We start from the raw sequence: 25,539 nt of genomic DNA on the forward strand, positions 1-25,539 counted from the left end.
GCAAGAAACAGACCGCTTGTTCATATTATTAACGAATAATCAATAGCTTACTTGAGCTTTCAATAATACTCGCCAAATCAGTATTTTCTTTTAATTGCACTTCATCCATTGGCTCGATATGCCAAATATCTCGTTCGTAATCTAATACCGATCGATCTGATGGGAAATAGCCCATATTGGCAATATTGATAATTGCCGAACGCGCCCAAGCTTTCTTATTGCGATAAGCGGCTGCAACTCGTTCTTGCGCTTCAACATAGCTACGGAAATCCGCACAGGCTTGGTAATAGTCACCTGAATTTAGAATCAGATCTTGATAGCGATACGGATCATCCGGTGAGAATTTACCGTTTAAGATTTGCGAAACCGCCTCATTTAATTCACCGTCCGTTTCATAATAATGATACGGCGAATAACCATTACGACACAGCTCTTCCACCTGTTCTACGGTATTACCGAAAATAAAGATGTTATCTTTACCGACGTGATCTAAAATTTCTACATTCGCACCGTCTAACGTACCGATAGTTAATGCACCGTTTAAGGCAAACTTCATATTAGACGTACCTGATGCCTCAGTACCCGCCAATGAAATTTGTTCGGACACATCCGCCGCAGGAATGATCATCTGTGCCAGTGATACACCATAATTTGGAATAAACACCACCTTGATCAAATCACGTACTCGTTCATCATTATTGATTACATTTGCAACATCGTTAATCAAACGAATGACTTTCTTCGCCGCATAATAAGCACTTGCCGCTTTACCGGCAAAGATAAACACTCGCGGTGTCCAATCCGCATTCGGATTTTTTAAGATACGGTTATATAACGTAATAATATGTAATACGTTTAACTGTTGGCGTTTATATTTGTGAATACGTTTAACCTGTACGTCAAAAATCGCTTCCGGATTCAGTTTGATACCTAAATTTTTCTCAATATAATCCGCCAACTTACGTTTATTCTCATATTTCACCGCAGCAATTTCAGCTTGAACATCCGCATCGTCTACAAACACATTAAATTTCTCTAATTCGCTGAGATCGATTAACCAACCTTTACCAATACGTTTATCTAAAATATTGGCTAAACCCGGGTTGGCAATTTTAATCCAACGGCGAGGTGTTACCCCATTGGTGACATTGGTGAAGCGATCCGGATAAATACGAGCAAAGTCGGCAAAAATGGATTCCACCATTAAATCCGAGTGAATCTTCGCAACACCATTTACTTTAGTTGAAGCGACTACCGCCACTCACGCCATACGCACTCGGCGATCGCCGTGTTCGTCAATCAGTGATACACGTTGTACTAAATCTTCTTCACCCGGGAATTTTTCACGTACTTCATTTAAGAACCATTCATTGATCTCAAAAATAATGCCTAAGTGACGTGGTAAAATACGACCTAGCATTTCCACCGGCCAAGTTTCCAATGCTTCGCTCATTAAGGTGTGGTTAGTATAGTAGAAAATTTTGCGGGTCATATTCCACGCCTGATCCCAACTATACCCTTTCTCATCAATCAGAATACGCATTAATTACGGCACTGCGAGCGTTGGGTGGGTATCGTTTAAATGAATCGCAACGGTTAAAGTCTGCTAAGCCAAAACCTTTCCCCGAAGCGTGCGCCGACCATAAACGTAAGCTATTGGTTGCGGTAGTTTCATAACCGGGAATTAATTGATCATGAGCTTGAGCGATAATTTCTTCATCCGGCTGCCATACGTTTTTTTTGCCTTCTTGCCAAATGCGTCCGCCAAAGCGAATCGGGAAACGTTTACTTGAACGCAAATACGGCCATACAAATTCATTTTCTAACCATTGGTCTGGCTGCTCCACTTGTTCGCCGTGACGAATTTCTTGGCGTAACATCCCGTACTCATATTGAATACCGTAGCCAATCGCTGGGATTTTCATTGCAGCAAGACTATCTATATAACAAGCGGCTAAACGCCCTAAACCGCCGTTACCTAAACCCAGATCGCCTTCTTCGTTAATAATCTCTTCAATATTTTGTCCGAGTTCTTTTAATGCGGCATCGACTAGCTCATACACACCTTCCGCAATCATTGCGTTTGAAAATGTTCTCCCCATTAAAAATTCCATTGAAAGGTAATACACTCGGCGGCTAGCGTTTGCCACTTGGCTACGGCGAGTTTGTAACCTCGATTCGGTAGAAAGATCTCGCACTACACGTAACGCGGCATTTAACCAGTTGCGTTTACTTGCTTCACGAGGTTCTACCCCTAGCGCATAAACCAATTTATATAAAATGGCATCTTTTACATGTTGAATATTTTCGGGACTTAAAATTTTATTGCCCATGAATAACTCCTAACTAACAAATAAAGTAACAAACGGAAATCGAGTAAAAAAAGCACAACAATTTTATTATGAATGCCGTAAAAATCGCTGGAGAATTACACAGATTTTGTTTTATTGATACTGTTTACAAAATAAGCGGTAGGATTTTGCAATTTTTTTGCAAATTCCGACCGCTTGTGAAAAGTGAGGTTATACAATCTCTTGATAAATCGCCTGATAAGCTGCCGCCGCTCTTGCCCAACCGAAATCTTGCGCTAACGCATTTTGACGCACGCTAGACCATAGCTTTTGCTTTTTCCAAAGATTTACCGCACGTTGGAATGCGTCAAAGAAATCATCACAGCTTGGGGATTTGAATACAAATCCGGTTGCATTACGTTGTTCGATGCTGTCTTTATTGCTATCTACTACCGCATCGGCTAAGCCGCCGGTTTGGCGAACTAACGGTAATGTCCCGTATTTCAAACCGTATAATTGCGTTAAACCGCACGGTTCAAAACGGCTCGGCACGAGGATAACATCACCGCCGGCAATAATTTGATGAGACAGCGTCTCGTTATAGCCGATATACAAACCGATTTGTTCTGGATAACGGCTACGAGCCTCGTTTAACAGATATTCCAAATGCGGAGAACCGCTACCCAAGACAATTAATTGCACGTGCTGCTGCATTATGTCATCAATTCTATCCAGTAAGAAATCCGCCCCTTTTTGCTCCGTTAAGCTAGTTACCATGACCATAAGCATTGCATCTTTATCTTCTGGTAAGTTAAACATACGTTGTAACTCGGCTTTGTTTTTCGCCTTACCGTGCATATAACTCGGTTTGTATGTCGCTACAATATTTTCATCGTTTTCCGGATTCCATACATTATCATCCACACCGTTTAACACGCCGTGTAAACGCCCTTGCGCTTTACGTGTTTGTAGCAAGCCGTGCATTCCGCCACCGGCAATTTGTTCGGTAATTTCCACCGCATAAGTCGGGCTTACCGTAGTGATGCGATCCGCATAGTACAATCCGGCTTTCAGATATGAGATTTCACCATAAAATTCCATACCTTCTGCTTGGAAGAAATCCCATGAGAAACCCAACTCCGGTAAATGATGCGGCTGGAAGCGCCCCGGATAGGCAATATTGTGAATTGTGAAAACGCTTTTCACCGGGCTATGCCAACTTTTCAGGTAAGCACAAGCCAAACCGCCTTGCCAATCATGCGCATGTAAAATATCCGCTTTACCCCACCAATGATCTAGCCCTTCCGATAGCTGAGCACCTAAATAGCCTAAAATAGCAAAGCGCTTATAGTTATCCGGATAATCTGCATAACCAGAATCGTGATAAGGATTACCAGAACGCTGAAATAAGTGCGGCGCATCAATCAGATAAATGCCCAAACCATTGAAATAAGTAAAACGAATCGTCACTAAACCAGCAAAAGTACCTAAAGTGACTACTTCGTTTGTTTCCCCAATTTTTTCCGCTACTTGAGGATAGAGCGGTAGCAAAACTCGGACATCATTGCCAGCTTGCTGCTGTGCATAAGGCAAAGCCCCCATCACATCCGCAAGTCCACCGGTTTTAATTAACGGATACATCTCCGAGCAAATATATAGAATTTTCATTTTGTTACCGTTTAATTTGTAAAATAAAGAGAAAATTAGACCGCTTGTAAAAGCGCTAAAGGTGGGCTAAACACCCACCTGTATCAGATTAAATTGTATGATGGAATTTTATACTGGATTGATAACCGCTTAATGAATCAAGCATTTTCTGAGTCACCAAAACGATCCCACCTTTGCTGACACGGAAACGTTTTGCGTCTTCTTCCAAATTCACACCGATCTCCAATCCATCAGGAATGGTACAGTGGCGATCAATCACCGCACGTTTGATCACGCAGTTCTTCCCAATCGTTACCTGCGGTAAAATTACCGTATGCTCAATTACGGTTTCAGCGTCCACTTTTACTTTAGCAAACAAGACCGAATTACTGATTTCCGCATCGGTTACCACACAGCCGCCGGCAATTAATGAGTTATCCAAAGTGTGCTGACGTGCTTTTTTATAGAAGAAACGTGCCGGAGCAGTTTGTTGCGGTCGCCCATGGATCGGTCAAGACTCATCATATAAATCAAGCTGCGGCTCTTCCGAAACTAAATCCATATGTGCCGCCCAATAGCTGTCAATCGTACCGACATCTCGCCAATAAATCGAACCGCTTGCATTACGACCTTTACATGAACGTTCAAACGGATGCGCATATAGCACGCCCTCTTCTACCGCTTTTGGAATGATATCTTTACCAAAGTCGTGTGAAGTTCCCGGAATAGAGGCTTCACGTTCTAATACGTCATATAAATAATCCGCATTAAATACGTAAATCCCCATGGAAGCTAATGATGAATTCGGCTTATCAGGCATTGCCGGCGGATTTGACGGTTTTTCCACAGATTCTTTCACTTTTAATTTATCGTTAACCGCCATCACACCAAATTCAACCGCTTGCTCACGAGGCACTTCAATACAGCCTACCGTGCATTTTGCGCCGTTTTCTACGTGATCACGCAGCATTTGGGTGTAATCCATTTTATAAATGTGGTCGCCGGCTAAAATCACCACATATTTCGGGCGATAATGCGATTTCATCATCGCCATATTTTGATATACCGCATCGGCGGTTCCACGATACCAAGTGTTTTCGTCCAACTGCTGGCGAGCCGGTAGCATATCAATATATTGATTACGTTCATAAGGTAGGAATGACCAACCACGCTGTAAGTGACGTAGTAATGAGTGAGCGGCATATTGAGTAATTACCCCCACTTTAAGTAAATTAGAATTAATACAGTTCGAAAGCGCAAAGTCGATAATGCGGCGGCTACCACCAAAATACACAGCTGGTTTTGCTCGTCTGTCAATTAACTCATAGAGACGTGAACCACGACCACCCGCTAAAATAAGCACTAACGTATCGTTAGTAATATCGTTTCTGGTTAAATCGTTTTTTTCTTGTGTAAGCATACTTTGTTTCTCCGATGTTGTGTGTCATTTATCACGCTAATGTGAGCCTAATTTTCTTTGAAGCACACATACTCCCATCTGTTCCAGCTGAAGAGTAACCGCCTGCGCATCCGCTATCAAAGTTGCCGTTTCTTTCCCAAGGTAAAATGCCATTTACCTTGAGGTAAGAAAAATTGTTGCTTATCTTTTTTAGCATTAATTAAGATAAGACATTGTTCTTGAAGAAGAATTTGTAATGCTTTAAGTGAGTGGTTATGCCAATCGTCCACTTGCATAATCTCACCGTATGCGGAAAACCATTGCACGTCATTTTCTGTCCACCAATGACTTTGGTGGGAAAGTAACGAAATTTGTTTACGTAAATCAATCCACTTAGCAACATAAGCAATACGCTTATCATTTGCTTGCTGCCAATTAATCCAAGTTGTTTCATTATCTTGACAATAACTGTTATTGTTGCCTTTTTGCGAATGTCCCAACTCATCGCCGGCACGCAGCATCGGTACGCCATTTGAGAGAAACAGTGCCGCAAGCAAACTACAAGCGGTCTGATCTCGCAAAATATTTACCAATTCGTTATCCGTATCCCCTTCCACACCGTGATTATTACTATAATTATGTTCATCACCGTCTCGATTTTGCTCGCTATTCTCCTGATTATGTTTTTTGTTATAACTCACGAGATCTTGCAAAGTAAAACCGTCATGAGAGGCGAAGTAGTTAATACTTTTAGAAGGCACATATTGCCAATATAAGTCGTCACTCCCTGCTAAACGACGGGCAAATTCGGCTAAATTGCCGCTTTCACGTAAGAAAAAGCTACGCATTGTGGTACGGTATTTATCGTTCCATTCGGCAAATCCTGCCGGAAAGTGCCCGACTTGATAGCCCTCCGGGCCGATATCCCAAGGTTCTGCAATTAATTTAATCTGCTGCAATGCCGGTGTTTGTTTGATTTTTTCAAACAGTGGTGCAACATTTGAGAAATCAGGCGTTTGCCCTAATGTTGTCGCCAAATCAAAACGGAAACCATCAATATGGAATTCTTCCACCCAGTAAACTAAGCTATCGATAGCCCATTGGCATACCATCGGATGAGCTAAATTTAATGCGTTGCCACAGCCTGTCCAATTGCGATATTCGCCTTGTTCATCCAGCCAATAATAGCTTTGGTTATCAATCCCTCTTTGGCAAAGCATCATTCCGTCTTTGCCGGCTTCCACCGTATGGTTATAAACCACGTCTAAAATCACTTCGAAGCCATTTTGGTGTAAGGTTTTAACCAAATATTTAAATTCGGAAAGCGGATCTTCTTGGTCCCAGGCTAAGCAAGGATCAATTGCCTAATGCGCTAAAACGTTATATCCCCAATAATTGGTTAGCCCTAATCGCTGTAAATGCACTTCATCCGCATGGTAGCTCACCGGCTGCAGTTCAATCGTCGTCACGCCTAACCGTTTTAAATGTGCGATCGATGCCGGATGCGCCATACCTGCATAAGTTCCACGTAACGGCTCCGGAATATTATGATTTAAACGACTAAAGCCTTTTACATGTGCTTCGTAAATAATCGTTTCCGCCCATGAATAATGCGGACGTTTTTCACCAGTCCAATCAAAATCATCGGTTACCACAACAGATTTAGGTGCAAGATGAGCATTATCTTGCGAGTCATTCCAAATGAAATAACTTAACGCCTGCTCATCATGCGCATCGGGTAGCCCAACTACTCGTTTAGCATACGGATCAAGCAACAATTTATTCGGGTTAAATAATGCGCCTTTTTGCTCATCAACATTGCCTGAAACTCTAAAGCCATATAAGGTGCCCCACTCCCAACGCCGTAAACGAACAGATGCCAAATATCGCCGCTACGCTGCATCGGATAACGCTGCTCGCCCTTATCATCAAAAATACACAACTCAATAGCGGTCGCATTTGCTGAAAAAATTGCAAAATTCGTGCCTTTTTTACCCGCTTGTGCACCAAGAGGGAACGGCTCTCCCACTGATATTTTCATCTGCTACTTCTTACTTTTTCTTTTTTTCTTAACGTTTTTCGTTTTTTAAATGCGCTTTCTACCTTTTTAATCAGCTCTTGTTCCTGTTCCGGTTTTGCTGTGCGCACAATAAAAATCGTAGCTAACGGCGGTAATGAAACGCTAAGAGAATAAGGCTTGCCATGTGACGGTTCTTCCTCGCATAGAATCTTACCGTAATTACCAACATTACTGCCGGCATAATAAGCCGCATCCGAATTAAGGATCTCTTTATAAATCCCATCTTGTGCAACGCCAATACGGTAGTTATGGTGCACAATCGGCGTGAAATTACTGATGACAATCACACTTGAACCGTCTTTCGCTTTACGTTCAAAAGCAAATACCGATTGTTGCCAGTCATCTACCACCAACCACTCAAAACCGCTAGGCCCATGATCAAGTTGATAAAGCGCCGCATATTGCTGATAAACTCGGTTCAGATCTCGAACCCAATTCAACATACCTTTATGCCAATTTCCACCTTCTTCACCAAGCAAGAACCAGTCCAAGCTTTCGTTAAAGTTCCATTCTCGTCCTTGAGCGAATTCATTGCCCATAAACAGTAATTTTTTTGCCCGGATAGCCCCACATATAGCCATAATAAGCACGCAAATTCGCAAATTTTTGCCAACAATCGCCCGGCATTTTTCCAATTAAGGAACCTTTACCATGCACCACTTCATCATGTGAAAGCGGCAAAATAAATTTTTCGCTATATTGATAAATCATGCCGAATGTCATCCAGTCATGATGATATTTACGGTGAATCGGATCTAACGCCATATAACGGAGCGTGTCATTCATCCAACCCATATTCCATTTATAATCAAAACCGATGCCCTGTTGGCTTACTGCATGCGTAATACCGCTAAATGAAGTCGATTCTTCTGCGATCGTTACCGCAGCATGACCTTCTTGCTCAAGCATTTGATTGGTGCGGCGTAAAAAATCTAACGCTTCTAAATTCTCACGTCCGCCATATTGGTTTGGAATCCATTCACCGTCTTTACGTGAGTAATCTCGGTAAATCATTGAAGAAACCGCGTCCACACGTAGACCATCAATGCCAAAACGTTCCGTCCAATACAACGCATTGCCGGAGAGATAATTGAAAACTTCATTACGTCCGTAATTAAAAATTAACGTATTCCAGTCTTGGTGATAGCCCTCTCTCGGATCTTCGTGCTCATATAAATGCGAACCGTCAAATTGTGCTAAACCGTGTGAATCGGTTGGAAAATGTCCGACCACCCAATCTAAGATAACGGCAATGCCTGCGGCATGCGCTTTACGAATAAATGTGTGGAGATCATTTGGCGAACCGAAGCGGCTAGTTGGAGCATAAAGTCCGGTTGGCTGATAGCCCCAAGAGCCGTCAAACGGATATTCGGTAATAGGAAGTAATTCAATATGAGTAAATCCCATATCTTTTACATAAGGAATGAGTTCATTGGCAATTTCATCATAATTCAGCCAATAGTTATTTTCTAAATTGCGGCGCCAAGAACCTAGATGAACTTCATAAATTGAAATCGGTTGTTCAATATTATTTGCTCGACGAAGTTTTTCCTCAACCTCAACAATCTCCGGTAATCCGGTAACAATTGAAGCCGTTTCAGGGCGAAGCTGTGAAGCAAAGGCGTAAGGGTCTGATTTCAAACGCTGCTGACCATGGCTATCTAATAATTCAAATTTATATAATGATCCTGCATCAATATTCGGAATAAATATATCCCAAATACCGCTTTCTGCGTGAAAACGCATACTATGAATTCGACCGTCCTAATAATTAAAATCGCCGACAACAGAAACACGTTTTGCATTTGGCGCCCAAACACTAAAACGTACACCGGCAATATTTTCTTGGATTTCAAAATGAGCGCCTAATTTTTCATAAGGACGAAGATGAGTGCCTTCAGATAATAACCAGTTATCTAATTCGAATAGGGAGGATTTAAAGCGGCATGGGTCTTCAATATCAATTTCACCCAAAGGATAAGTAACGCGTAAACGGTAATAGAAATGAGGGTCGGAACAATCAAGCACAGCGACAAAAACGCCGCAATCATCAATTTTTAGCGTGTCGGATAAACATCGCCCCTTTTCATCAACAATCTTAACGGCATCAGCTTCAGGTAAATAAATCCTTATCACACAATGTCCATTTTCAAAATGACTGCCCAAATAGGGAAACGGGTCTTTACAATACCCACCGGAAAGCTGCTCAATAAAAGACGAATCTTGTTCTGAATAATTATAAGTTGTCATTATTTGCTTCCTCATTTTTTTACACTCTAAATTATTTTTCTTTTCTGACGAAAACGTTTGCATTTTAACATTAAAATAAAAAACCTCGCCGAAAAACTATGCGCTTTTGTAATTTACATCATATTTTTCTCGCAATATATGCGAACTAGTTCACACTTTTTGACATTTTTTTTAATCAGCTAGAACGATTTAGCAGATTATGGGGGTACAATATGTAGCAATATTTTTATTTTTAAAATTAAATCCAATAAGGAGCTCAGATGCTAAATTTATCGGCACAAAATATCCGTTTAAATGGTACTGCTAGCAACAAAGAAGAAGCGATTACGCTTGTTGCTGCTGGCCTTGTAGCAAATGGTAACGTTGCGGAAGGTTACGAAGCGGGAATGTTAGCCCGTGAAACGCAAACCTCAACTTTCCTTGGTAATGGTATTGCCATTCCTCACGGCACATTAGATACTCGCCACTTCGTACAAAATACCGGTGTACAAATTTATCAATTCCCACAAGGTGTGGAATGGGGTGAAGGCAATAAAGCCTATGTCGTGATTGGTATTGCGGCAAAATCTGATGAGCATTTAGCTCTCCTTCGTCAATTAACTGGTGTATTAAGTGATGAAGAAGCGGTGGCAACACTGGCAAAAACACAAGATGTTGAAGAATTTGCAGCGGTGCTAAGCGGTAAAAAATCACTTCCTGTTATTTCAGAAGAGACGATTTCATTAAATATCGATTCTTCCAGCCTCATTACACTTTCTGCAATTAATGCAGCAAAACTTCAAGAAAAAGGCTATGTCACACAAGCATTTATTAGCGATGTGGTGGCAAGCACTCCTCTAAACTTAGGCGACAATCTTTTTGTAGCAGATTCTGCAAATGGTAACCAAGCGAACGGTTTTGCAGTAGCACGTAGCCAACAAGGACAGACTTTAGTTACTATCGCTGCGGCAGATGATAATCTTTCTGCGCTTATCGCTCGTTTATTAAATGCCGATATTCGCAAACAATTAACCACAGCGTCAGCAGCGCAAATCGTTGCACTCTTTGGTGCAAATGAAAATGTAACCTCAGTAGCAAGCTCAACGGCAACAGAACAAACTAGCCAACAAGTTATCGGCACCTTTACCGTGTGCAACGATAACGGCTTACACGCTAGCCCAAGTGCGGTATTAGTACAAACCTTAAAACCGTTTGCGGCAAAAGTGACTGTGGAGAACTTAGATCGTGGCACGGCTCCGGCAAATGCGAAAAGCACCATGAAAGTGGTGGCATTAGGAGCAAGCCAAGCACATCGCTTACGTTTTGTCGCTGAAGGTGAAGATGCTCAACAAGCGATCGAAGCGTTAGCAAAAGCATTCGTAGAAGGCTTAGGAGAAAGTGTGTCATTTGTCCCTGCGGTTGAAGATACGATTGAAGGCGCAGCACAACCACAAGCGGTTGAATCTGCAAAAAATTTTGCAAATCCGACCGCTGCCGAGCAACCGGCTGCAGGTCAGGTTATCGGTACTTTCACCGTACGTAACGACAACGGCTTACACGCTCGCCCTAGTGCGGTATTAGTACAAACGTTGAAACCGTTTGCGGCAAAAGTCACTGTTGAGAACTTAGATCGTGGTACTGCACCGGAGAATGCAAAAAGCACAATGAAAGTGGTGGCATTAGGCGCAAGCCGAGCACACCGCTTACGATTTGTGGCGGAAGGTGAAGACGCTCAACAAGCGATCGAAGCATTAGCAAAAGCATTCGTAGAAGGTTTAGGCGAAAGCGTGTCATTTGTCCCTTCGGTTGAAGATACGATTGAAGGCGCAGCACAACTACAAGCGGTTGAATCTGCAAAAAATTCTGCAAATCCGATCGCTTCTGAACCCGCAGTAGAAGGTCAAGTAGAAGGCACATTCGTAATTCAAAACGAACACGGCTTACACGCTCGTCCAAGTGCGGTATTAGTTAACGAAGTTAAAAAATATAATGCGAATATTGTTGTACAAAACTTAGATCGAGACAGCCAATTAGTCAGTGCGAAAATCTTAATGAAAATTGTGGCATTAGGTGTAGTAAAAGGTCACCGCTTACGCTTCGTGGCAACCGGTGATGACGCTCAAAAAGCAATTGACGGTATCGGTGCGGCGATTGCTGCAGGTTTAGGCGAGTAATTGAGGAATAAACAATGACACAACAATTACGTATTGCAACCGTAACCTTAAATCCGGCATTTGACTTGGTTGGACGACTACAACGCATTGAAGTGGGCGAAGTAAACACCGTTGAAACCTTAGGTTTATACCCTGCCGGTAAAGGAATTAACGTTGCGAAAGTATTAGCGGATCTTGGCGTTAAATTAGCGGTTAGCGGTTTTTTAGGTGCAGAAAATCAGGGCGATTTCGTTCAATCGTTTAAACAAAACGGTGTGGACGATCAATTCTATCGTATTGACGGTAAAACCCGTATTAACGTGAAAATTACCGAAACCGAAGCGGACGTGACCGACTTGAACTTCTTAGGTTTTGAAATTAGTGCCGAAGATTGGGCAAACTTTACCGCTCAATCACAGCAATGGGCAAAAGCGTTTGATTTGGTGGTGGTATCCGGTTCACTCCCTCTTGGTGTAACGGCGCAACAATTCTCACAATGGTTGGAATCACTTCACCAACAAGGCTTAAAAGTGGTGTTAGACAGCAGCAATGCGGCATTAACTGAAGGTTTAAAAGCCCATCCGTGGTTAGTGAAACCAAACCGTCGTGAGTTAGAAGTTTGGGCGAATCGTCCGTTAAACAGCTTAGAAGAAGTGATTGCAGCGGCACAAGAATTGCGTGCCGGCGGTATTGAGAACGTGATTATTTCAATGGGCGCAGACGGTTCCGTATGGCTTAACAGCGAAGACGTGGTTCAAGCTCAACCGCCTCGCTGCCAAAATGTTGTGAGTACGGTCGGAGCCGGCGATTCGATGGTGGCAGGCTTAATTTATGGGCTTGCTCAAGGTTGGGATAAAGCGAAAACTCTCGCTTTCGCAAGCGGTACATCAGCATTGGCAGTATCACAAAACAATGTGGGTATCAGCGACCGAAATGCCCTAGATGAAATCGTGGCACAGGTGAAATTAACCCAATTAAGTTAATAATTTGTCGTCAAATCTCCCCCTACCCCTCTTTACTAAAGAGGGGAGAATAAATTTTCTCAAACTTATAAGGATCTCAAAATGAATATTTCCTTTGTATTCCCTCAATCATTAGGTAAAGCCCGTGCTTTCCTCGTGAATGAAGTATTATCAGCGGCAGCTAAGCAACAAGGTCATCAAGTTGTAAACGCTGAACAAGCTGATTTTATCGTGTTATTTAACGATGAAATTCCGACTATTGCTGCCGGTAAACAAGGTGCGGTGGTGAATTTAGATCAAGCTTTCGCACAGCCGGAAGCGACGCTTAAACAAGCGGTCGAAAATGCAAAAACTTTTGCAAATGCAACCGTTTCTAGCGTATCAAATTCAGGTGTGAAAAACATCGTAGCAGTAACCGCTTGCCCGACTGGTGTGGCACATACCTTTATGTCTGCGGAAGCTATCGAAAACTATGCCAAAGCGCAAGGTTGGAACGTTAAAGTTGAAACTCGTGGTCAGGTTGGTGCGGGTAACCCGATTTCTGCGGAAGAAATTTCAGCAGCAGACTTAGTCTTCGTGGCAGCGGATATTGACGTGGATTTAGACAAATTCAAAGGCAAACCGATGTACCGTACCTCAACCGGTTTAGCGTTGAAGAAAACGGCACAAGAATTTGAAAAAGCATTTGCGCAAGCAACCGTTTATCAAGGTGGCACAACGGCTGCACAACAAGCTAAAGGTTCAGCAAGCGGTGAGAAAAAAGGTTTATATAAACACTTAATGACCGGTGTTTCACATATGTTACCGTTAGTGGTTGCCGGTAGTTTATTAATTGCAATTTCATTTATGTTCGGTATTGAAGCGTTCAAAGATGAAACAATCGCAGGCGGCTTACCGAAAGCGTTAATGGATATCGGTGGCGGTGCGGCATTCCACTTAATGATCGCCGTATTTGCCGGTTATGTCGCCTTCTCTATCGCAGACCGTCCGGGGTTAGCAGTCGGTTTAATCGGCGGTATGTTAGCCACGACAGCCGGTGCGGGGATTTTAGGCGGTATCGTAGCCGGTTTCCTTGCGGGTTATACCGTGAAATTCTTAAACGGCGTGATTCAATTACCGGCAAGTTTAACTTCGCTTAAACCGATTTTGATTCTACCGTTATTAGGTTCTGCAATTGTTGGCTTAGCGATGATTTACCTCATCAACCCACCGGTAAAAGGCATCATGGATGCTTTAGTTGAATGGTTAAATTCAATGGGTCAAGCAAATGCGATTATCTTAGGTGCAATCCTTGGTGCAATGATGTGTATCGATATGGGTGGCCCGGTAAATAAAGCGGCATATACGTTCGGTGTCGGTTTAATCGCCTCGCAACAATATACGCCAATGGCAGCAGTTATGGCGGCGGGTATGGTTCCACCTATCGGTATGGCGATTGCAACTTTAATCGCACGTAATAAATTCACGACTAACCAACGTGATGCAGGTAAAGCTTCATTCGTATTAGGGTTATGCTTTATTTCTGAAGGTGCATTACCGTTTGTTGCGGCAGATCCGGTGCGTGTAATTATTAGTTCTGTGTTAGGTGGTGCAACAGCCGGTGCTATCTCAATGGCATTTGCGATCACACTTCAAGCACCGCACGGCGGCTTATTTGTGATTCCATTTGTTTCACAACCGTTAATGTACTTAGCAGCAATTGTTATCGGTTCAGTCGTAACTGGTGTGATTTACGCAGCAATCAAACAAAAAGCATCAGAATAATTCTTTTGATGATAAAAAAACGGAGCTTTTTAGCTCCGTTTTTATTTAGTAGTAATGCCTAATAAATGATGATAATAAACTAACGTAGTATTACGATAATTTGTCCTTAGAATATTTTCATTTTGTTCCTGTACCGCTTTAATATACTTTTTCACAAATTTCTCAAATTCTTGAATGATATGCTTTTGTGCATTATTAATTTTATTAAACTCTTGGCGCTCTTTTAAATAATACCTATCACCAATGTATTTTGTTTTATCCGTAATACAAATTGCTTTCAGATAATCCAATCCGTGTTTAATACCTGTTTCTTGGTTGATCCCTAATATAAATCCTTTTTTAATATTAGAATGAAGAGGTATTGCAAAATCACAGCCTAAAATTTTAACGAGAATAACCCGTAGCCTCTCCCCCCTTTATTAAATAAAATTTGCGTATTATCTTTATTATCAACATAAAATTGTTCTGTTAGTTTACAAAATTCTATTGCCTTTGGCATCGTAGCCTCCTATACGAAAACACCCACTATAAAAGTGGGTGTGATTTCATTTGGCCTTTTAGTTTTTTACGTGGGGCGAACCTACCGCCACAAATTTTCAATCGAGCTTTTAGTTTTTTACGCGAGGCGTCTCTACCACCACGAGGAAAGATTATCCGATACTGGTCATTTATGCAAGTAATTTATGTTTCTATCTGAAAACTTTTGTAAGTTTGCTAGGAAATTCGACCGCTTACCTATAAGATCCGCCCGTTTTTTTAACCTTAAATAGGACTTTTTAATATGAAGAAAATTTTTTGGATCTTAGTAATTGCCGTACTTGCAGTCGGCGGTTTCTCTTTAACGAAATATAACGACTTAATGCGTGCGGAAGAAGATATCAACTCAGTATGGGGTAATGTGGAATCTGCTTACCAACGTCGTGCAGATTTAATCCCTAACTTGGTGAACACGGTAAAAGGCCAAGCAAACTTTGAAAAAGAAACCTTAACCTCTGTTATTGAAGCTCGTGCCAAAGCGACTGCGGTGACCATTGATCCAAACAATGCCACTGATGAACAAATGGCGAAATTCCAAGAAGCGCAACAAGGCGTAAATTCTGCCCTTTCTCGTTTATTAGTTTCAGTTGAAAAATACCCTGAATTAAAAGCGTACGAAGGTTTCTTAAATCTTCAGGCTCAGTTAGAAGGTACGGAAAACCGTATCAATGTTGAGCGTAATAACTTCAACGCTGCGGTGAAAGAATACAACAAACAAGTGCGTGAGTTCCCAACCAAAATCGCTGCGATGATTATGGGCTTTAAAGCTAAACCACAATTCAAAGCTGAAGCTGGTTCAGAAAAAGCACCGACAGTAAACTTTAATTAATTTTTTACAAAAAACACGGAATACTTAAAAATATTCCGTGTTTTTTGTGAATTTAGTGATAACTCTATGAAATTATTTTCTTTTCTTTCAAATAAATTGCCTGTTGATACTCAGCGTATCGAACAGGCAATTTCACATTTAGAATATCAAACATCTGCCGAATTACGCGTAGTCGTTGAACGTAAAACCAAAGAAAAAATCGATGCGATGGCTCGTGCCAATCAACTTTTCGATGAATTAAAGATGCGAGAAACGGCAGATCGTAACGGCGTACTAATTTACCTCTCGTTCAAACCACACAATTTAGCGATTGTTGGTGATAAGGCGATTCACGAAAAAGTCGGTCAAGTTTTTTGGCAATCAGTTTATGATGCGATGAAACAACAATGTCAACAAGCGGATTATACTCAAGCAATTTGTGACGGCATTAAACAAGTAGAAGCACAGTTAGTTGCTTATTTTCCTCGTCGTGATGATGATACGAATGAATTGTCAAATGAGGTGGTGATTAAATGATAAAAGCGTTCTTTAAGCCGATTTGGTTTATCCTGTTGGCATTTTTCACATTAAAAGCCACTGCTGCGGATAACTATCCTGCTGCACCGAATCCTTTTTATTATGTGACCGATTACACCAAAACATTAACTCAACAAGAATGGCGAACCTTAGAAGATGCGCTAATTGCCAACCGTGCTAAAACCAGCTCGCAAATTATTGTGGTAATTGTGCCGTCAACCAATGGCGAGGATGTCGCAAGTTATTCGCATAACTTATTTAATAAATGGGGCATCGGTCGCACCAAAAATAATGAAAATAACGGCATATTATTACTGATTGCCAAAAACGATCGAAAACTGTTTATTGCAACCGGCAGAGGCTTAGAAGGTGTATTGCCCGATGCGATTGCTTCAACCATTATTCGTCATAACATTACGCCGTACTTCAAACAAAACTTATATGCGGAAGGAATTGCTAGTGGTTTATCGGCGATTATGGCGGCAATTAACGGCGAATATGCGGCTTATGATAGTTATGGCGAAGACGTAGGCGAAGAATCTTTAGAGCAAATTGGCGGTTTACTATTCTTCCTCGTTGCCGGCATTGTAATTTTCTTAATCTTCCGACCGGGCAGAAATAATCAATACATCAGCCCAAGTGCCGTAGATCAATTAGGCAGAATCATCATTAATTCATCTCGTCGTAGAGGTGGTTTTGGGGGCGGCTTTGGAGGCGGTTCTTCCGGTGGATTTGGCGGAGGCTTCGGCGGTGGAAGTCGAGGTAGTGGCGATAGCTTCGGCGGCGGTTCTTCCGGCGGTGGCGGCGCAGGCGGTAGCTGGTAAACGCGCCTTTCAAACTCATTACAAGCGGTTAAATTTTGGGAAAAATTTGCAAAAAATTTCCTAAATTTAACCGTTTGTTATTTAAGCATCATGCTTAACTCAAAAATATAATTCACGAAGCTTAAAAAAGATGCTTAGAAAATAATAATATTGATAAATGATTGATTTTAAAGGTAATTAATGGCACGCCCTAAAGGATTCGAACCTTTGACCCACGCCTTAGAAGGGCGTTGCTCTATCCAGCTGAGCTAAGGGCGCAAGTGAGATAAATATAAGAAAGAAATATTTATGAAAGATAAAGTGGTCGGCGAGATAGGATTTGAACCTACGACCCACTGGTCCCAAACCAGTTGCGCTACCAAGCTGCGCTACTCGCCGACTGATAAGTGATATTTATTATAGACTTATCTAAAAGCTCGTCAATCCCTTTTTTGACAACCGCAGTTCGATTGATTGAACTTTGTTCGCGACTGTAAACAATAAATTAACTCATCTCTCGCTTGCAAATCACCTTTTTTCTGACAGAATAGAAATGTTTTGATTCATTCACATCTACACAGGAGAAACTATGACCGCACAAATTATTTCAGGTACCGCAGTAGCCAAGCAAGTTAAAGCGAATATTGCCGAACAAATTCAAGCCTATACCGCACAAGGTAAACGCAAACCGGGATTGGCAGTGATTTTGGTGGGAATGGATCCTGCCTCTCAAGTATATGTGAATAGTAAACGTAAAAGCTGCGCTGAAATCGGTATTGAATCGAAATCTTACGACCTTCCAGCAGAAACAAGCGAAACCGAATTATTGGCAATTATCGAGCAATTAAATCATGATGATTCGGTCGATGGCATTCTGGTACAATTACCGCTACCGAAGCAAATTGATGCGACTAAAGTCACTGAAGCGATTGTGCCGCATAAAGATGTGGACGGTTTCCACCCTTATAACGTTGGGCGTTTATGCCAAAAAATTCCCACTTTACGTTCTTGCACCCCATACGGCGTAATGAAATTATTAGAAAGTACCGGTGTGAATCTTGCCGGTTTACACGCTGTTGTTGTCGGTGCATCAAATATCGTGGGTCGTCCAATGGCAATGGAATTACTGCTTACCGGCTGTACCGTAACCGTTACCCATAGCCGTACCAAAGATTTAGCTTATCACGTCTCGCAAGCAGATATCGTGATTGCAGGTGTAGGCAAACCGAATTTTGTAAAAGGTGAATGGATTAAAGACGGTGCAATTGTGATTGATGTCGGTATTAATCGTGTGGACGGAAAATTAGTTGGTGATGTCGAATATGTTACAACGGAACCAAAAGTGAGCTTTATCACGCCGGTACCCGGTGGCGTTGGTCCAATGACGGTTGCCATGTTGATGCAAAATACGTTACAAGCTTACGAAGTACACTTACAAGTGGTCTAATTTTCTATAAATTCAGCATTCAAAGCCTCTTTCAACCAAGAGGCTTTTTTTGTTACTAATTTATTTGCGCAAACGTTTGCGCAAATAAAATTTAATGTTATACTAATGTTAAATCATTGTTAATACAAGTTGGAGTCTCCATGTCATTTTTAGATCGTGAAAAGACGATTGCGCCTTTGCAGTTTAATCGCTGGCTTATTCCCCCAGCCGCACTTGCCGTACATTTATCAATTGGGCAAATTTACGCCTATTCGGTGTTCAATGCGCCACTAACCAAGGTAATCGGCATCACTCAATCAGCTGCGGATGACTGGAAACTCACAACGATCGGTTGGGTATTTAGTATCGCCCTTGCCGTGTTAGGCACTTCAGCTACGTTATTTGGCACTTGGATGGAACGTGTCGGTCCTCGTAAGGCGATGTTTGTCGCAACTATCTGCTTTAGCTTAGGTTTTCTAGTTGCTGCCTTTGGCGTACACACTCACAATCTGTGGCTGTTATATTTTGGGAACGGTGTACTAGGTGGTATTGGCTTGGGACTCGGTTACATTGGCCCAGTATCTACTTTAATGAAATGGTTTCCGGATAAACCAGGCATGGCAACCGGTTTAGCAATTATGGGCTTTGGCGGTGGCGCTATGCTCGCTTCGCCGATTTCGGTTGCATTAATGGATTTCTTCAGCAGCCCAACCTCGGTCGGTATTGTTGAAACCTTTATCGTATTAGGTGTGTTCTATTTCATTTTTATGATGTTTGGTGTCTTTACTATTCGTCTACCACATCCCGAATGGAAACCAAAAGGTTTTGTTGATAATAAACCTAAAAATAAATTAGTCAGCCCGCACAATGTCGGCGTGAATAAAGCGATGATAACACCACAATTTTGGTTACTGTTTTGGATTTTATGTCTAAATGTAACGGCGGGTATCGGAGTACTTGGTCAAGCGTCAGTAATGATTCAGGAATTATTCTCTGAAATCTCTGTCGGCAAACAAGCGGCAATCAGCACCTTAGCGGCAGCTGGATTTGTAGGCTTACTCAGCTTATTTAATATGGGGGGACGTTTCTTTTGGTCGAGTATTTCGGACAAAATCGGACGTAAAAACTTATACTCTATTTTTTTCTTATTGGGATCGGTACTTTATTTTGCCGTTCCGTCATTAGGCGAAAGTGGTAATAAAGCATTATTTGTGGTTGGTTTCTGTGTGATCATTTCCATGTATGGCGGCGGTTTTGCAGCAATCCCAGCTTATCTGCGTGATTTATTCGGTACTTACCAAGTCGGTGCAATCCACGGACGAGTTCTGCTCGCATGGTCAACGGCCGCAGTGGCAGGCCCAGTGTTAGTGAACTATATCCGCCAAATGCAAATTGACAGCGGCGTACCGGCAGCACAAGCGTACAGCATTACTATGTATATTATGGCGGCGTTATTAATTGTCGGTTTCTTCTGTAATTTAAGTGTGAAAGCCGTGCACGAAAAACATTATGAATTGCCGATTAAAGAGGCTGCACATAGTGCTAAGCCGAGTGATGAAACGGTGATCTCAGATACTTATCTTGTGGCTGAAGAAGTTTCTCACGGCGGTTGTATAGTGTGGCTACGTTGGATTATTGTGACCGTGCCGCTCACTTATGGTGTTATTATGGTATTTGCCAAAGTGGTAGAGCTGTTCTAAACGGTTTTTGTCATTTTGAAGATAAAACTCGATGACTTGTTGTTTGAGTTGTTGGTTATATTTAGTCATAAAAAATCTGCACCTTAATCCGTTGGAGGTTTAGTCCAACTTTTGGGGTGCAGATCATCACTACGGGGCTTTTTATTTAGTATAAATACAAGCGGTTAAATTAAACCGGCTTTTTGCAAGGCTGCTAATACGGCTGGTTGAGCGCCTTCCGATAAAGTAGTCAATGGCAAGCGTAAATTCGGTTCACTGATTAAACCTAATTTATAAGCTGCCCATTTAACCGGAATCGGGTTTGCTTCAATAAATAAATCGTGATGCAATGCCATTAAACGTTGGTTAATAACTTCCGCTTCATCAAATTTACCGGCTAATGCAAGTTCGCACATTTTTGCCATATCTGCTGCCGCAACGTTGTTTGTTACCGAAATCACGCCTTGACCACCAAGTTTCATTGATTCTAAACCTGTCGCATCGTCACCGCTTAAGAAAATAAAATCTTCGCCGGCTAATTGCTTGATTAAAGGTAAACGAGTTAAATCACCTGTTGCTTCTTTCACACCAACAATATTCGGAATTTCAGCTAAACGACCGATAGTTTCCGGTTTTAAATCGCTACCGGTACGGCCTGGTACGTTATATAAAATTTGTGGTAAATCGGTACTTTCAGCAATTGCTTTATAGTGTAAATACATGCCTTCTTGAGTCGGTTTATTGTAATAAGGAACCACACTTAAACAGCCTACAACACCACTATTGGTTAACAATTTGGTTAAAATAATTGCTTCGCTGGTTGCATTCGAACCAGTACCTGCAATCACAGGGATTCGGCCATCCGCAAATTCCACAGTTTTCTTGATAACCTTCACATTCTCATCGATGCTTAATGTGGTTGATTCACCTGTTGTTCCTACCGATACAATCCCGTGTGTACCGGCTTGAACATGATATTCAACCAATTTTTTTAATTCTTCATAATTTACTTCGTCATGAGTCATTGGTGTGACAAGTGCAACAATACTGCCGTGAAATAAAGGGGTCGCCATAATCATCTCCTGTACTTTTTTGTTATGTGCAATGTTTATTTGTTAGATTGCAAAATTCGCTTTAAATATGCAAGTACTTTTTGCGAATAACCACTAAAAAATTTATTTAAATCACCCTATTAAAAATAAATCCGACACTATAAGTATAAATATCGGGTTTATTTTAATCATATAAACTTTTATCCGCTTCTTGAGGGCGTGTTTTAAACCGTCTATGTAACCACATATATTGGCTTACTGATTTAAGAATCTCCGCTTCCACAACCTTGTTCATTTTCGTTGCGGTATCCAGTTCATTTTCACATTCGCTAAAATCGACCGCTGGACTAATCTTTACCGTATATCCGGAAAAGTCATCATTTCGAATCGGGCTAAACGGTACTACCACCGTATTCGGTGCAGAACGCAATAACATTCGAGAGCCAGCAGTGGTACAAACTTCCGGCACAGCAAAAAACGGAACGAACACACTATTCTTACGCCCATAATCATGATCCGGTGCATACCAAATCGTTTCACCCGCTTTTAATGCACGAATCATACCGCGTAAGTCTTTACGATCAAGCATTGCCTTATTTGAACGCACTCTGCCTCGAAACTGAATCCAATCTAATAACGGATTATCATTCGGTCGATAAACGCCCACGCCTTGGTGATGAAGCCCTACAATGCGAGCCCCCATTTCTAACGTAAGAAAATGCACGCCAACAAATAAAATGCCCGCACCTTCCGGCTGATTTTTAAGATGTTCTAAGCCTTTAATCTTAGACCACTTTAGGATACGTTTGTCCGACCAAAACCACGCCATACCGGTTTCGATGATCGCCATACCGACCGATTCAATATTTTTATCTAGAATAGTTTGAATTTGTTCCGCTGAATACTGAGGAAAACAAAGTTCTAAATTACGGCGAGCAATACGCATTCTACGCTTACCGAAACAAAGTTTGGCAAATAGTTTTCCAAGCCCTTTGCCCACTACAACTAAGGCTGGATAAGGTAAACACAAAATTAATTTAAATAGGCCCAATCCAAGCCAAAGCCCCCAATATCTAAGGTGTAAAAACCGCCATTCAAATGGAGGAAATTTTTGGGTATCCGTCATTTTTCGTCATCCTTATGTTTCGGATAGATTATAATCAAAAACACAGAAAAAGTGTTAACTAGATCAAATTTTTAAATTTTGCTTCATTTTTTGACTTGATATTTTGGAGTAAAAGTCATATTTTGAAATCAACTTAATAACCCCTTCACAAAGAGGAAAATACTATGACAATCAATATTTCAAGTAAACAAATGGACATCACTCCTGCAATCCGTGCCCATATTGAAGAACGCTTAGCGAAACTCGAAAAATGGCAAACTCAATTAATTAACCCGCACTTTATGATTCATAAATTGCCGAACGGTTATGAGGTTGAGGCATCGATTGGCACTCCAGTTGGAGAACTTTTTGCGAAGGCTGATAACGAAGATTTATACAAAGCGATTAACGAAGTTGAAACAAAACTTGAAACGCAATTAAATAAATTAGTACATAAAAATGAAGCTCGTCGCACAGACAATACGTTAAAAAGCGTACAATAACGACTCAATAAATCGTGACTAACTTTAAAGCCAAATCAAATTTTGATTTGGCTTTTTTTATTAATTATCCGTAAGAAATAACGGGCCTAATGCCGTTTTAGGGATACCGAAATGCTCAGGGTAATGCACATCCACCAAATAGAGTCCTTCCGCTTTTGCGGTCGGCGCCGCCAACGTACGATCTCGTTGAGCTAATAACCATTGAATCCATTCCACCGGCTGTCTGCCCTGCCCGACTTCAATCAGGCTTCCAACAATATTCCGAACCATATGATGCACAAAAGCATTCGCTTGAATATCCACCACAATATAATTGCCTAATCGGCTAACATTCAGATGATGAATATTACGCCAAGGGGTATGCGATTCGCATTTTGCGGCACGGAATGAGCTAAAATCATTCTCTCCTAATAAGAACTGACCTGCCTCGTGCATTTTTTGATGATCTAACTCATGGTGATAATGTGAAACACCTTTCGGCAAAATTGCCGAACGCAGTTTGTTATTAAAAATAATATAGCGATAACGTCTTGCCGTAGCACTAAAACGAGCGTGAAAATCTTCACTCACCTCAACAGCCCATTTTACCGCAATATCGTTCGGCAAATTCGCATTGGTACCAAAACACCAACTTTGTAGTGGGCGCACCGTTTCCGTTTCAAAATGCACCACTTGTCCCGTGCCGTGTACGCCGGAGTCTGTACGCCCCGCACAGAAAGCTTCTACCGGTGCATTTGCCACAACCGACAATGCTTCTTCTAACTTTTGTTGCACGCTTTCTACTTCGTCTTGACGCTGCCAACCGAAATAACGGCTTCCGTCATATTCAATGCCTAACGCTATTTTCATTTGTAAAATTTCTCGTTTTTTTGACCGCTTGTTACGGTCTCCTTGCTCTATTCTATATAGCAAAAATGGGCTTTCGCCCACTGATTATTTATTGATTAAGCCCAAAAATTCTCTGCGTGTTTCTCGGTCTTCTAAGAAAGCGCCGCCAAATGCCGATGTTACCGTATAGCTATTAGTATCTTTCACTCCACGGCATTTCACGCAGAAATGCGTTGCTTTTACATAAACTGCAACATCTTCGGTTTCTAAAATGGTTTGGAATGCGGTTAGAATTTGCTCAGTAAAACGTTCTTGCACTTGTGGGCGCTGTGCAAAGAATTGCACCACACGGTTAATTTTAGATAACCCGATCACCCATTTTTTCGGGTAATACGCTACCGCCACTTTACCGTCAATCGTGACAAAATGATGTTCACAAGTAGAAGTTAGGGTAATATCGTCCACTAGCACCATTTCGCTGACTTTCATACGATTTTCAATATTGGTAATTTTTGGGAAAGTCGCATAATCTAAGCCGCTAAAAATTTCATCCACATACATCTTCGCCAAGCGGTGCGGTGTCTCTTCCAAACTATCATCTTGTAAATCTAAACCGAGTAGTTCCATCACCGAACGCATATGCTGTTGAATTTCTGCACGACGGGAATCTTTATCTTTAGTTAATTGAATGGTTGGGGTTTCAATGCCTTTCGCAATTAAGGCTTCACGCACTTTTTGGGCTTCTTCGGAGATAATGCTCATTGGGTTTCCTCTAAAAATTAAGGCAGGAATTTTAACAAATTGACATCAAAAAAAATAGCACTAAAATTTAACTTAATGATAACCAATCTAAATAACTTGTATGATTTTTACCACTTTAATGCCAAACTTGTCCCTCACACACAAATGGAAACACTAAAAACGTTACTTAACTGCAAAAATTTTGCTGATTCTGACCGCTTGTTAGGTTCATCCAAAGGCAGAGGCATTACTTGGTTTCTAAACACGCAAGCTGAATTGGGTGTAAATGTGGTGCTTCGTCATTACTATCGAGGTGGGCTATTCGGCAAAATCGTCAAAGATCAGTATCTATTTAATTGGTTGGAAAACACCCGAGCGTTTCAAGAATTTTCCTTATTGGAAAAATTGCACGAATGGCATTTACCCGTCCCCCGCCCTGTTGCATTAAAAGTAGAAAAAAACTGTTGTTGGTATCGTGCTGACATCATGCTGGAAAAAATTGAAGGGACGCAAGATTTGAGTAAATATCTCCAAACTCATGCGCTTTCCGACACGCAATATCAGCAAATCGGTAAACTGATTCGCCAATTACACGATCATCAAGTACATCATTCGGATTTGAATATCCATAATATTTTGCTTGAGCCAACAAGCGGTCAATTTTTCTTAATTGATTTCGATAAATGTGGCATTTCACAAACTAATGATTGGAAATCGGAAAACTTAGCCCGCTTACTACGTTCGTTTAAAAAGGAGCAAACTCGTTTAAATATTCGATTTAACGAGCAAAATTGGCAAGCCTTACTCGCGAGTTACCATAAATAATGCTATTAATAAAAAAAGAAGAAAGTTTTGTGATCTGACCCCAAAAAGTTAGACTGTTTAATTTAGGGACTGAGTTCTGTATTGTACAGGGCTCAGTCCTTTTAATTTCACTTGAATACGCTTATGGTTAATCGCACCAAAAAAATCACGTAACTTTAACGTAATACGAC

At 41.4% G+C, this 25,539-nt stretch carries 17 protein-coding genes, 2 tRNA genes and 4 pseudogenes; 10 read left to right on the forward strand and 13 right to left on the reverse strand.

All coding sequences use genetic code 11. The features are described 5' to 3' along the window. Positions 1-28 precede the first annotated feature (28 nt). From glgP to glgB, 5 genes and pseudogenes are all read right to left on the reverse strand, one after another. Positions 29-2,333 (reverse strand): annotated as a pseudogene (glgP, locus tag HMPREF0027_RS06385) (glycogen/starch/alpha-glucan family phosphorylase). Positions 2,334-2,522: 189 nt separating this feature from the next. Continuing rightward, positions 2,523-3,959, reverse strand: a complete 1,437-nt coding sequence (glgA, locus tag HMPREF0027_RS06390; protein WP_005623220.1) for a glycogen synthase GlgA — start codon at positions 3,957-3,959, stop codon at positions 2,523-2,525. Between the two features lie 88 nt (positions 3,960-4,047). Beyond that, positions 4,048-5,358 (reverse strand): annotated as a pseudogene (gene glgC, locus HMPREF0027_RS06395) (glucose-1-phosphate adenylyltransferase). A gap of 36 nt (positions 5,359-5,394) precedes the next feature. Continuing rightward, positions 5,395-7,378, reverse strand: a pseudogene (gene glgX / locus HMPREF0027_RS13020) (glycogen debranching protein GlgX). Next, a pseudogene (gene glgB / locus HMPREF0027_RS06405) lies at positions 7,375-9,667 on the reverse strand (1,4-alpha-glucan branching protein GlgB). Before glgB ends, glgX begins: the two co-directional pseudogenes overlap by 4 nt. Before the next feature lie 260 nt (positions 9,668-9,927). Here glgB and fruB point away from each other — a divergent pair. From fruB to HMPREF0027_RS06420, 3 genes are all read left to right on the forward strand, one after another. After that, on the forward strand, positions 9,928-11,820 hold the full coding sequence (gene fruB, locus HMPREF0027_RS06410; protein WP_005623237.1) for a fused PTS fructose transporter subunit IIA/HPr protein: 1,893 nt from the start codon (positions 9,928-9,930) through the stop codon (positions 11,818-11,820). Between the two features lie 14 nt (positions 11,821-11,834). Next, positions 11,835-12,782 (forward strand): 1-phosphofructokinase, encoded by a 948-nt coding sequence (fruK, locus tag HMPREF0027_RS06415; protein ID WP_005623239.1) that lies wholly within the window; start codon positions 11,835-11,837, stop codon positions 12,780-12,782. An 81-nt stretch (positions 12,783-12,863) separates the two neighbouring features. Beyond that, a complete protein-coding gene (locus HMPREF0027_RS06420) occupies positions 12,864-14,525 on the forward strand; it encodes a fructose-specific PTS transporter subunit EIIC (protein WP_005623240.1) in 1,662 nt (553 codons plus the stop codon). 41 nt (positions 14,526-14,566) lie between these two features. On the opposite strand, the gene tenpIN is transcribed toward HMPREF0027_RS06420, so the two are convergent. Continuing rightward, a complete protein-coding gene (gene tenpIN, locus HMPREF0027_RS12230; RefSeq protein WP_369076508.1) occupies positions 14,567-14,920 on the reverse strand; it encodes a type III toxin-antitoxin system TenpIN family toxin in 354 nt (117 codons plus the stop codon). A gap of 386 nt (positions 14,921-15,306) precedes the next feature. On the opposite strand from tenpIN, the gene HMPREF0027_RS06430 reads away from it, so the two are divergent. From HMPREF0027_RS06430 to HMPREF0027_RS06440, 3 genes are all read left to right on the forward strand, one after another. Beyond that, positions 15,307-15,891 carry a LemA family protein gene (locus HMPREF0027_RS06430; protein ID WP_005623245.1) on the forward strand — a complete coding sequence of 195 codons (585 nt, stop codon included), beginning with the start codon at positions 15,307-15,309 and terminating at the stop codon, positions 15,889-15,891. Between the two features lie 66 nt (positions 15,892-15,957). Next, positions 15,958-16,407, forward strand: a complete 450-nt coding sequence (locus HMPREF0027_RS06435) for a TPM domain-containing protein (RefSeq protein WP_005623246.1) — start codon at positions 15,958-15,960, stop codon at positions 16,405-16,407. Next, positions 16,404-17,231: a TPM domain-containing protein gene (locus HMPREF0027_RS06440; protein ID WP_005623247.1), complete on the forward strand. Its 828-nt coding sequence runs from the start codon at positions 16,404-16,406 to the stop codon at positions 17,229-17,231. Before HMPREF0027_RS06435 ends, HMPREF0027_RS06440 begins: the two co-directional genes overlap by 4 nt. Before the next feature lie 181 nt (positions 17,232-17,412). On the opposite strand, the gene HMPREF0027_RS06445 is transcribed toward HMPREF0027_RS06440, so the two are convergent. Next, a tRNA-Arg gene (locus HMPREF0027_RS06445) sits at positions 17,413-17,489 on the reverse strand. Positions 17,490-17,532: 43 nt separating this feature from the next. Then, positions 17,533-17,609: transfer RNA gene (locus tag HMPREF0027_RS06450), tRNA-Pro, on the reverse strand. 190 nt (positions 17,610-17,799) lie between these two features. On the opposite strand from HMPREF0027_RS06450, the gene folD reads away from it, so the two are divergent. Continuing rightward, positions 17,800-18,657 (forward strand): bifunctional methylenetetrahydrofolate dehydrogenase/methenyltetrahydrofolate cyclohydrolase FolD, encoded by an 858-nt coding sequence (folD, locus tag HMPREF0027_RS06455; RefSeq protein ID WP_005623248.1) that lies wholly within the window; start codon positions 17,800-17,802, stop codon positions 18,655-18,657. Positions 18,658-18,797: 140 nt separating this feature from the next. Beyond that, positions 18,798-20,336, forward strand: a complete 1,539-nt coding sequence (locus HMPREF0027_RS06460; RefSeq protein WP_005623250.1) for an L-lactate MFS transporter — start codon at positions 18,798-18,800, stop codon at positions 20,334-20,336. Positions 20,337-20,500: 164 nt separating this feature from the next. Here HMPREF0027_RS06460 and dapA read toward each other — a convergent pair whose 3' ends face one another. Then, a complete protein-coding gene (gene dapA, locus HMPREF0027_RS06465) occupies positions 20,501-21,394 on the reverse strand; it encodes a 4-hydroxy-tetrahydrodipicolinate synthase (RefSeq protein WP_005623252.1) in 894 nt (297 codons plus the stop codon). A gap of 157 nt (positions 21,395-21,551) precedes the next feature. After that, complete coding sequence (locus tag HMPREF0027_RS06470) at positions 21,552-22,493, reverse strand: Kdo(2)-lipid IV(A) acyltransferase (RefSeq protein WP_005623254.1); 942 nt, start codon at positions 22,491-22,493, stop codon at positions 21,552-21,554. A 164-nt stretch (positions 22,494-22,657) separates the two neighbouring features. Here HMPREF0027_RS06470 and hpf point away from each other — a divergent pair, with 164 nt between their 5' ends. Beyond that, positions 22,658-22,975 carry a ribosome hibernation-promoting factor, HPF/YfiA family gene (gene hpf / locus HMPREF0027_RS06475; protein WP_005623255.1) on the forward strand — a complete coding sequence of 106 codons (318 nt, stop codon included), beginning with the start codon at positions 22,658-22,660 and terminating at the stop codon, positions 22,973-22,975. A 60-nt stretch (positions 22,976-23,035) separates the two neighbouring features. Here the strand turns inward: hpf and truA are convergent, their stop codons facing one another. After that, positions 23,036-23,824, reverse strand: coding sequence for a tRNA pseudouridine(38-40) synthase TruA (gene truA / locus HMPREF0027_RS06480; RefSeq protein ID WP_044024333.1), 789 nt, complete (start codon positions 23,822-23,824; stop codon positions 23,036-23,038). Between the two features lie 84 nt (positions 23,825-23,908). Continuing rightward, a complete protein-coding gene (gene folE, locus HMPREF0027_RS06485; RefSeq protein ID WP_005623259.1) occupies positions 23,909-24,565 on the reverse strand; it encodes a GTP cyclohydrolase I FolE in 657 nt (218 codons plus the stop codon). Positions 24,566-24,640: 75 nt separating this feature from the next. Here folE and HMPREF0027_RS06490 point away from each other — a divergent pair, with 75 nt between their 5' ends. Further along, positions 24,641-25,369, forward strand: a complete 729-nt coding sequence (locus HMPREF0027_RS06490) for a 3-deoxy-D-manno-octulosonic acid kinase (protein WP_005623261.1) — start codon at positions 24,641-24,643, stop codon at positions 25,367-25,369. Between the two features lie 57 nt (positions 25,370-25,426). Here HMPREF0027_RS06490 and HMPREF0027_RS13025 read toward each other — a convergent pair whose 3' ends face one another. Then, entirely contained in the window at positions 25,427-25,534 is a 108-nt protein-coding gene (locus HMPREF0027_RS13025; protein ID WP_155812114.1) for an IS3 family transposase, read from the reverse strand. Positions 25,535-25,539: the final 5 nt, after the last annotated feature.

Source organism: Actinobacillus ureae ATCC 25976, assembly GCF_000188255.1.
Taxonomy (GTDB): Bacteria; Pseudomonadota; Gammaproteobacteria; order Enterobacterales; family Pasteurellaceae; genus Actinobacillus; species Actinobacillus ureae.

Bases quoted from the DNA above. Each gene is read 5' to 3' on its own strand.
- glgA (WP_005623220.1), bottom strand. From the start codon at position 3,959: ATGAAAATTCTATATATTTGCTCGGAGATGTATCCGTTAATTAAAACC.
- fruB (WP_005623237.1), top strand. From the start codon at position 9,928: ATGCTAAATTTATCGGCACAAAATATCCGTTTAAATGGTACTGCTAGC.
- fruK (WP_005623239.1), top strand. From the start codon at position 11,835: ATGACACAACAATTACGTATTGCAACCGTAACCTTAAATCCGGCATTT.
- HMPREF0027_RS06420 (WP_005623240.1), top strand. From the start codon at position 12,864: ATGAATATTTCCTTTGTATTCCCTCAATCATTAGGTAAAGCCCGTGCT.
- HMPREF0027_RS06430 (WP_005623245.1), top strand. From the start codon at position 15,307: ATGAAGAAAATTTTTTGGATCTTAGTAATTGCCGTACTTGCAGTCGGC.
- HMPREF0027_RS06435 (WP_005623246.1), top strand. From the start codon at position 15,958: ATGAAATTATTTTCTTTTCTTTCAAATAAATTGCCTGTTGATACTCAG.
- HMPREF0027_RS06440 (WP_005623247.1), top strand. From the start codon at position 16,404: ATGATAAAAGCGTTCTTTAAGCCGATTTGGTTTATCCTGTTGGCATTT.
- folD (WP_005623248.1), top strand. From the start codon at position 17,800: ATGACCGCACAAATTATTTCAGGTACCGCAGTAGCCAAGCAAGTTAAA.
- HMPREF0027_RS06460 (WP_005623250.1), top strand. From the start codon at position 18,798: ATGTCATTTTTAGATCGTGAAAAGACGATTGCGCCTTTGCAGTTTAAT.
- dapA (WP_005623252.1), bottom strand. From the start codon at position 21,394: ATGATTATGGCGACCCCTTTATTTCACGGCAGTATTGTTGCACTTGTC.
- HMPREF0027_RS06470 (WP_005623254.1), bottom strand. From the start codon at position 22,493: ATGACGGATACCCAAAAATTTCCTCCATTTGAATGGCGGTTTTTACAC.
- hpf (WP_005623255.1), top strand. From the start codon at position 22,658: ATGACAATCAATATTTCAAGTAAACAAATGGACATCACTCCTGCAATC.
- truA (WP_044024333.1), bottom strand. From the start codon at position 23,824: ATGAAAATAGCGTTAGGCATTGAATATGACGGAAGCCGTTATTTCGGT.
- folE (WP_005623259.1), bottom strand. From the start codon at position 24,565: ATGAGCATTATCTCCGAAGAAGCCCAAAAAGTGCGTGAAGCCTTAATT.
- HMPREF0027_RS06490 (WP_005623261.1), top strand. From the start codon at position 24,641: ATGATAACCAATCTAAATAACTTGTATGATTTTTACCACTTTAATGCC.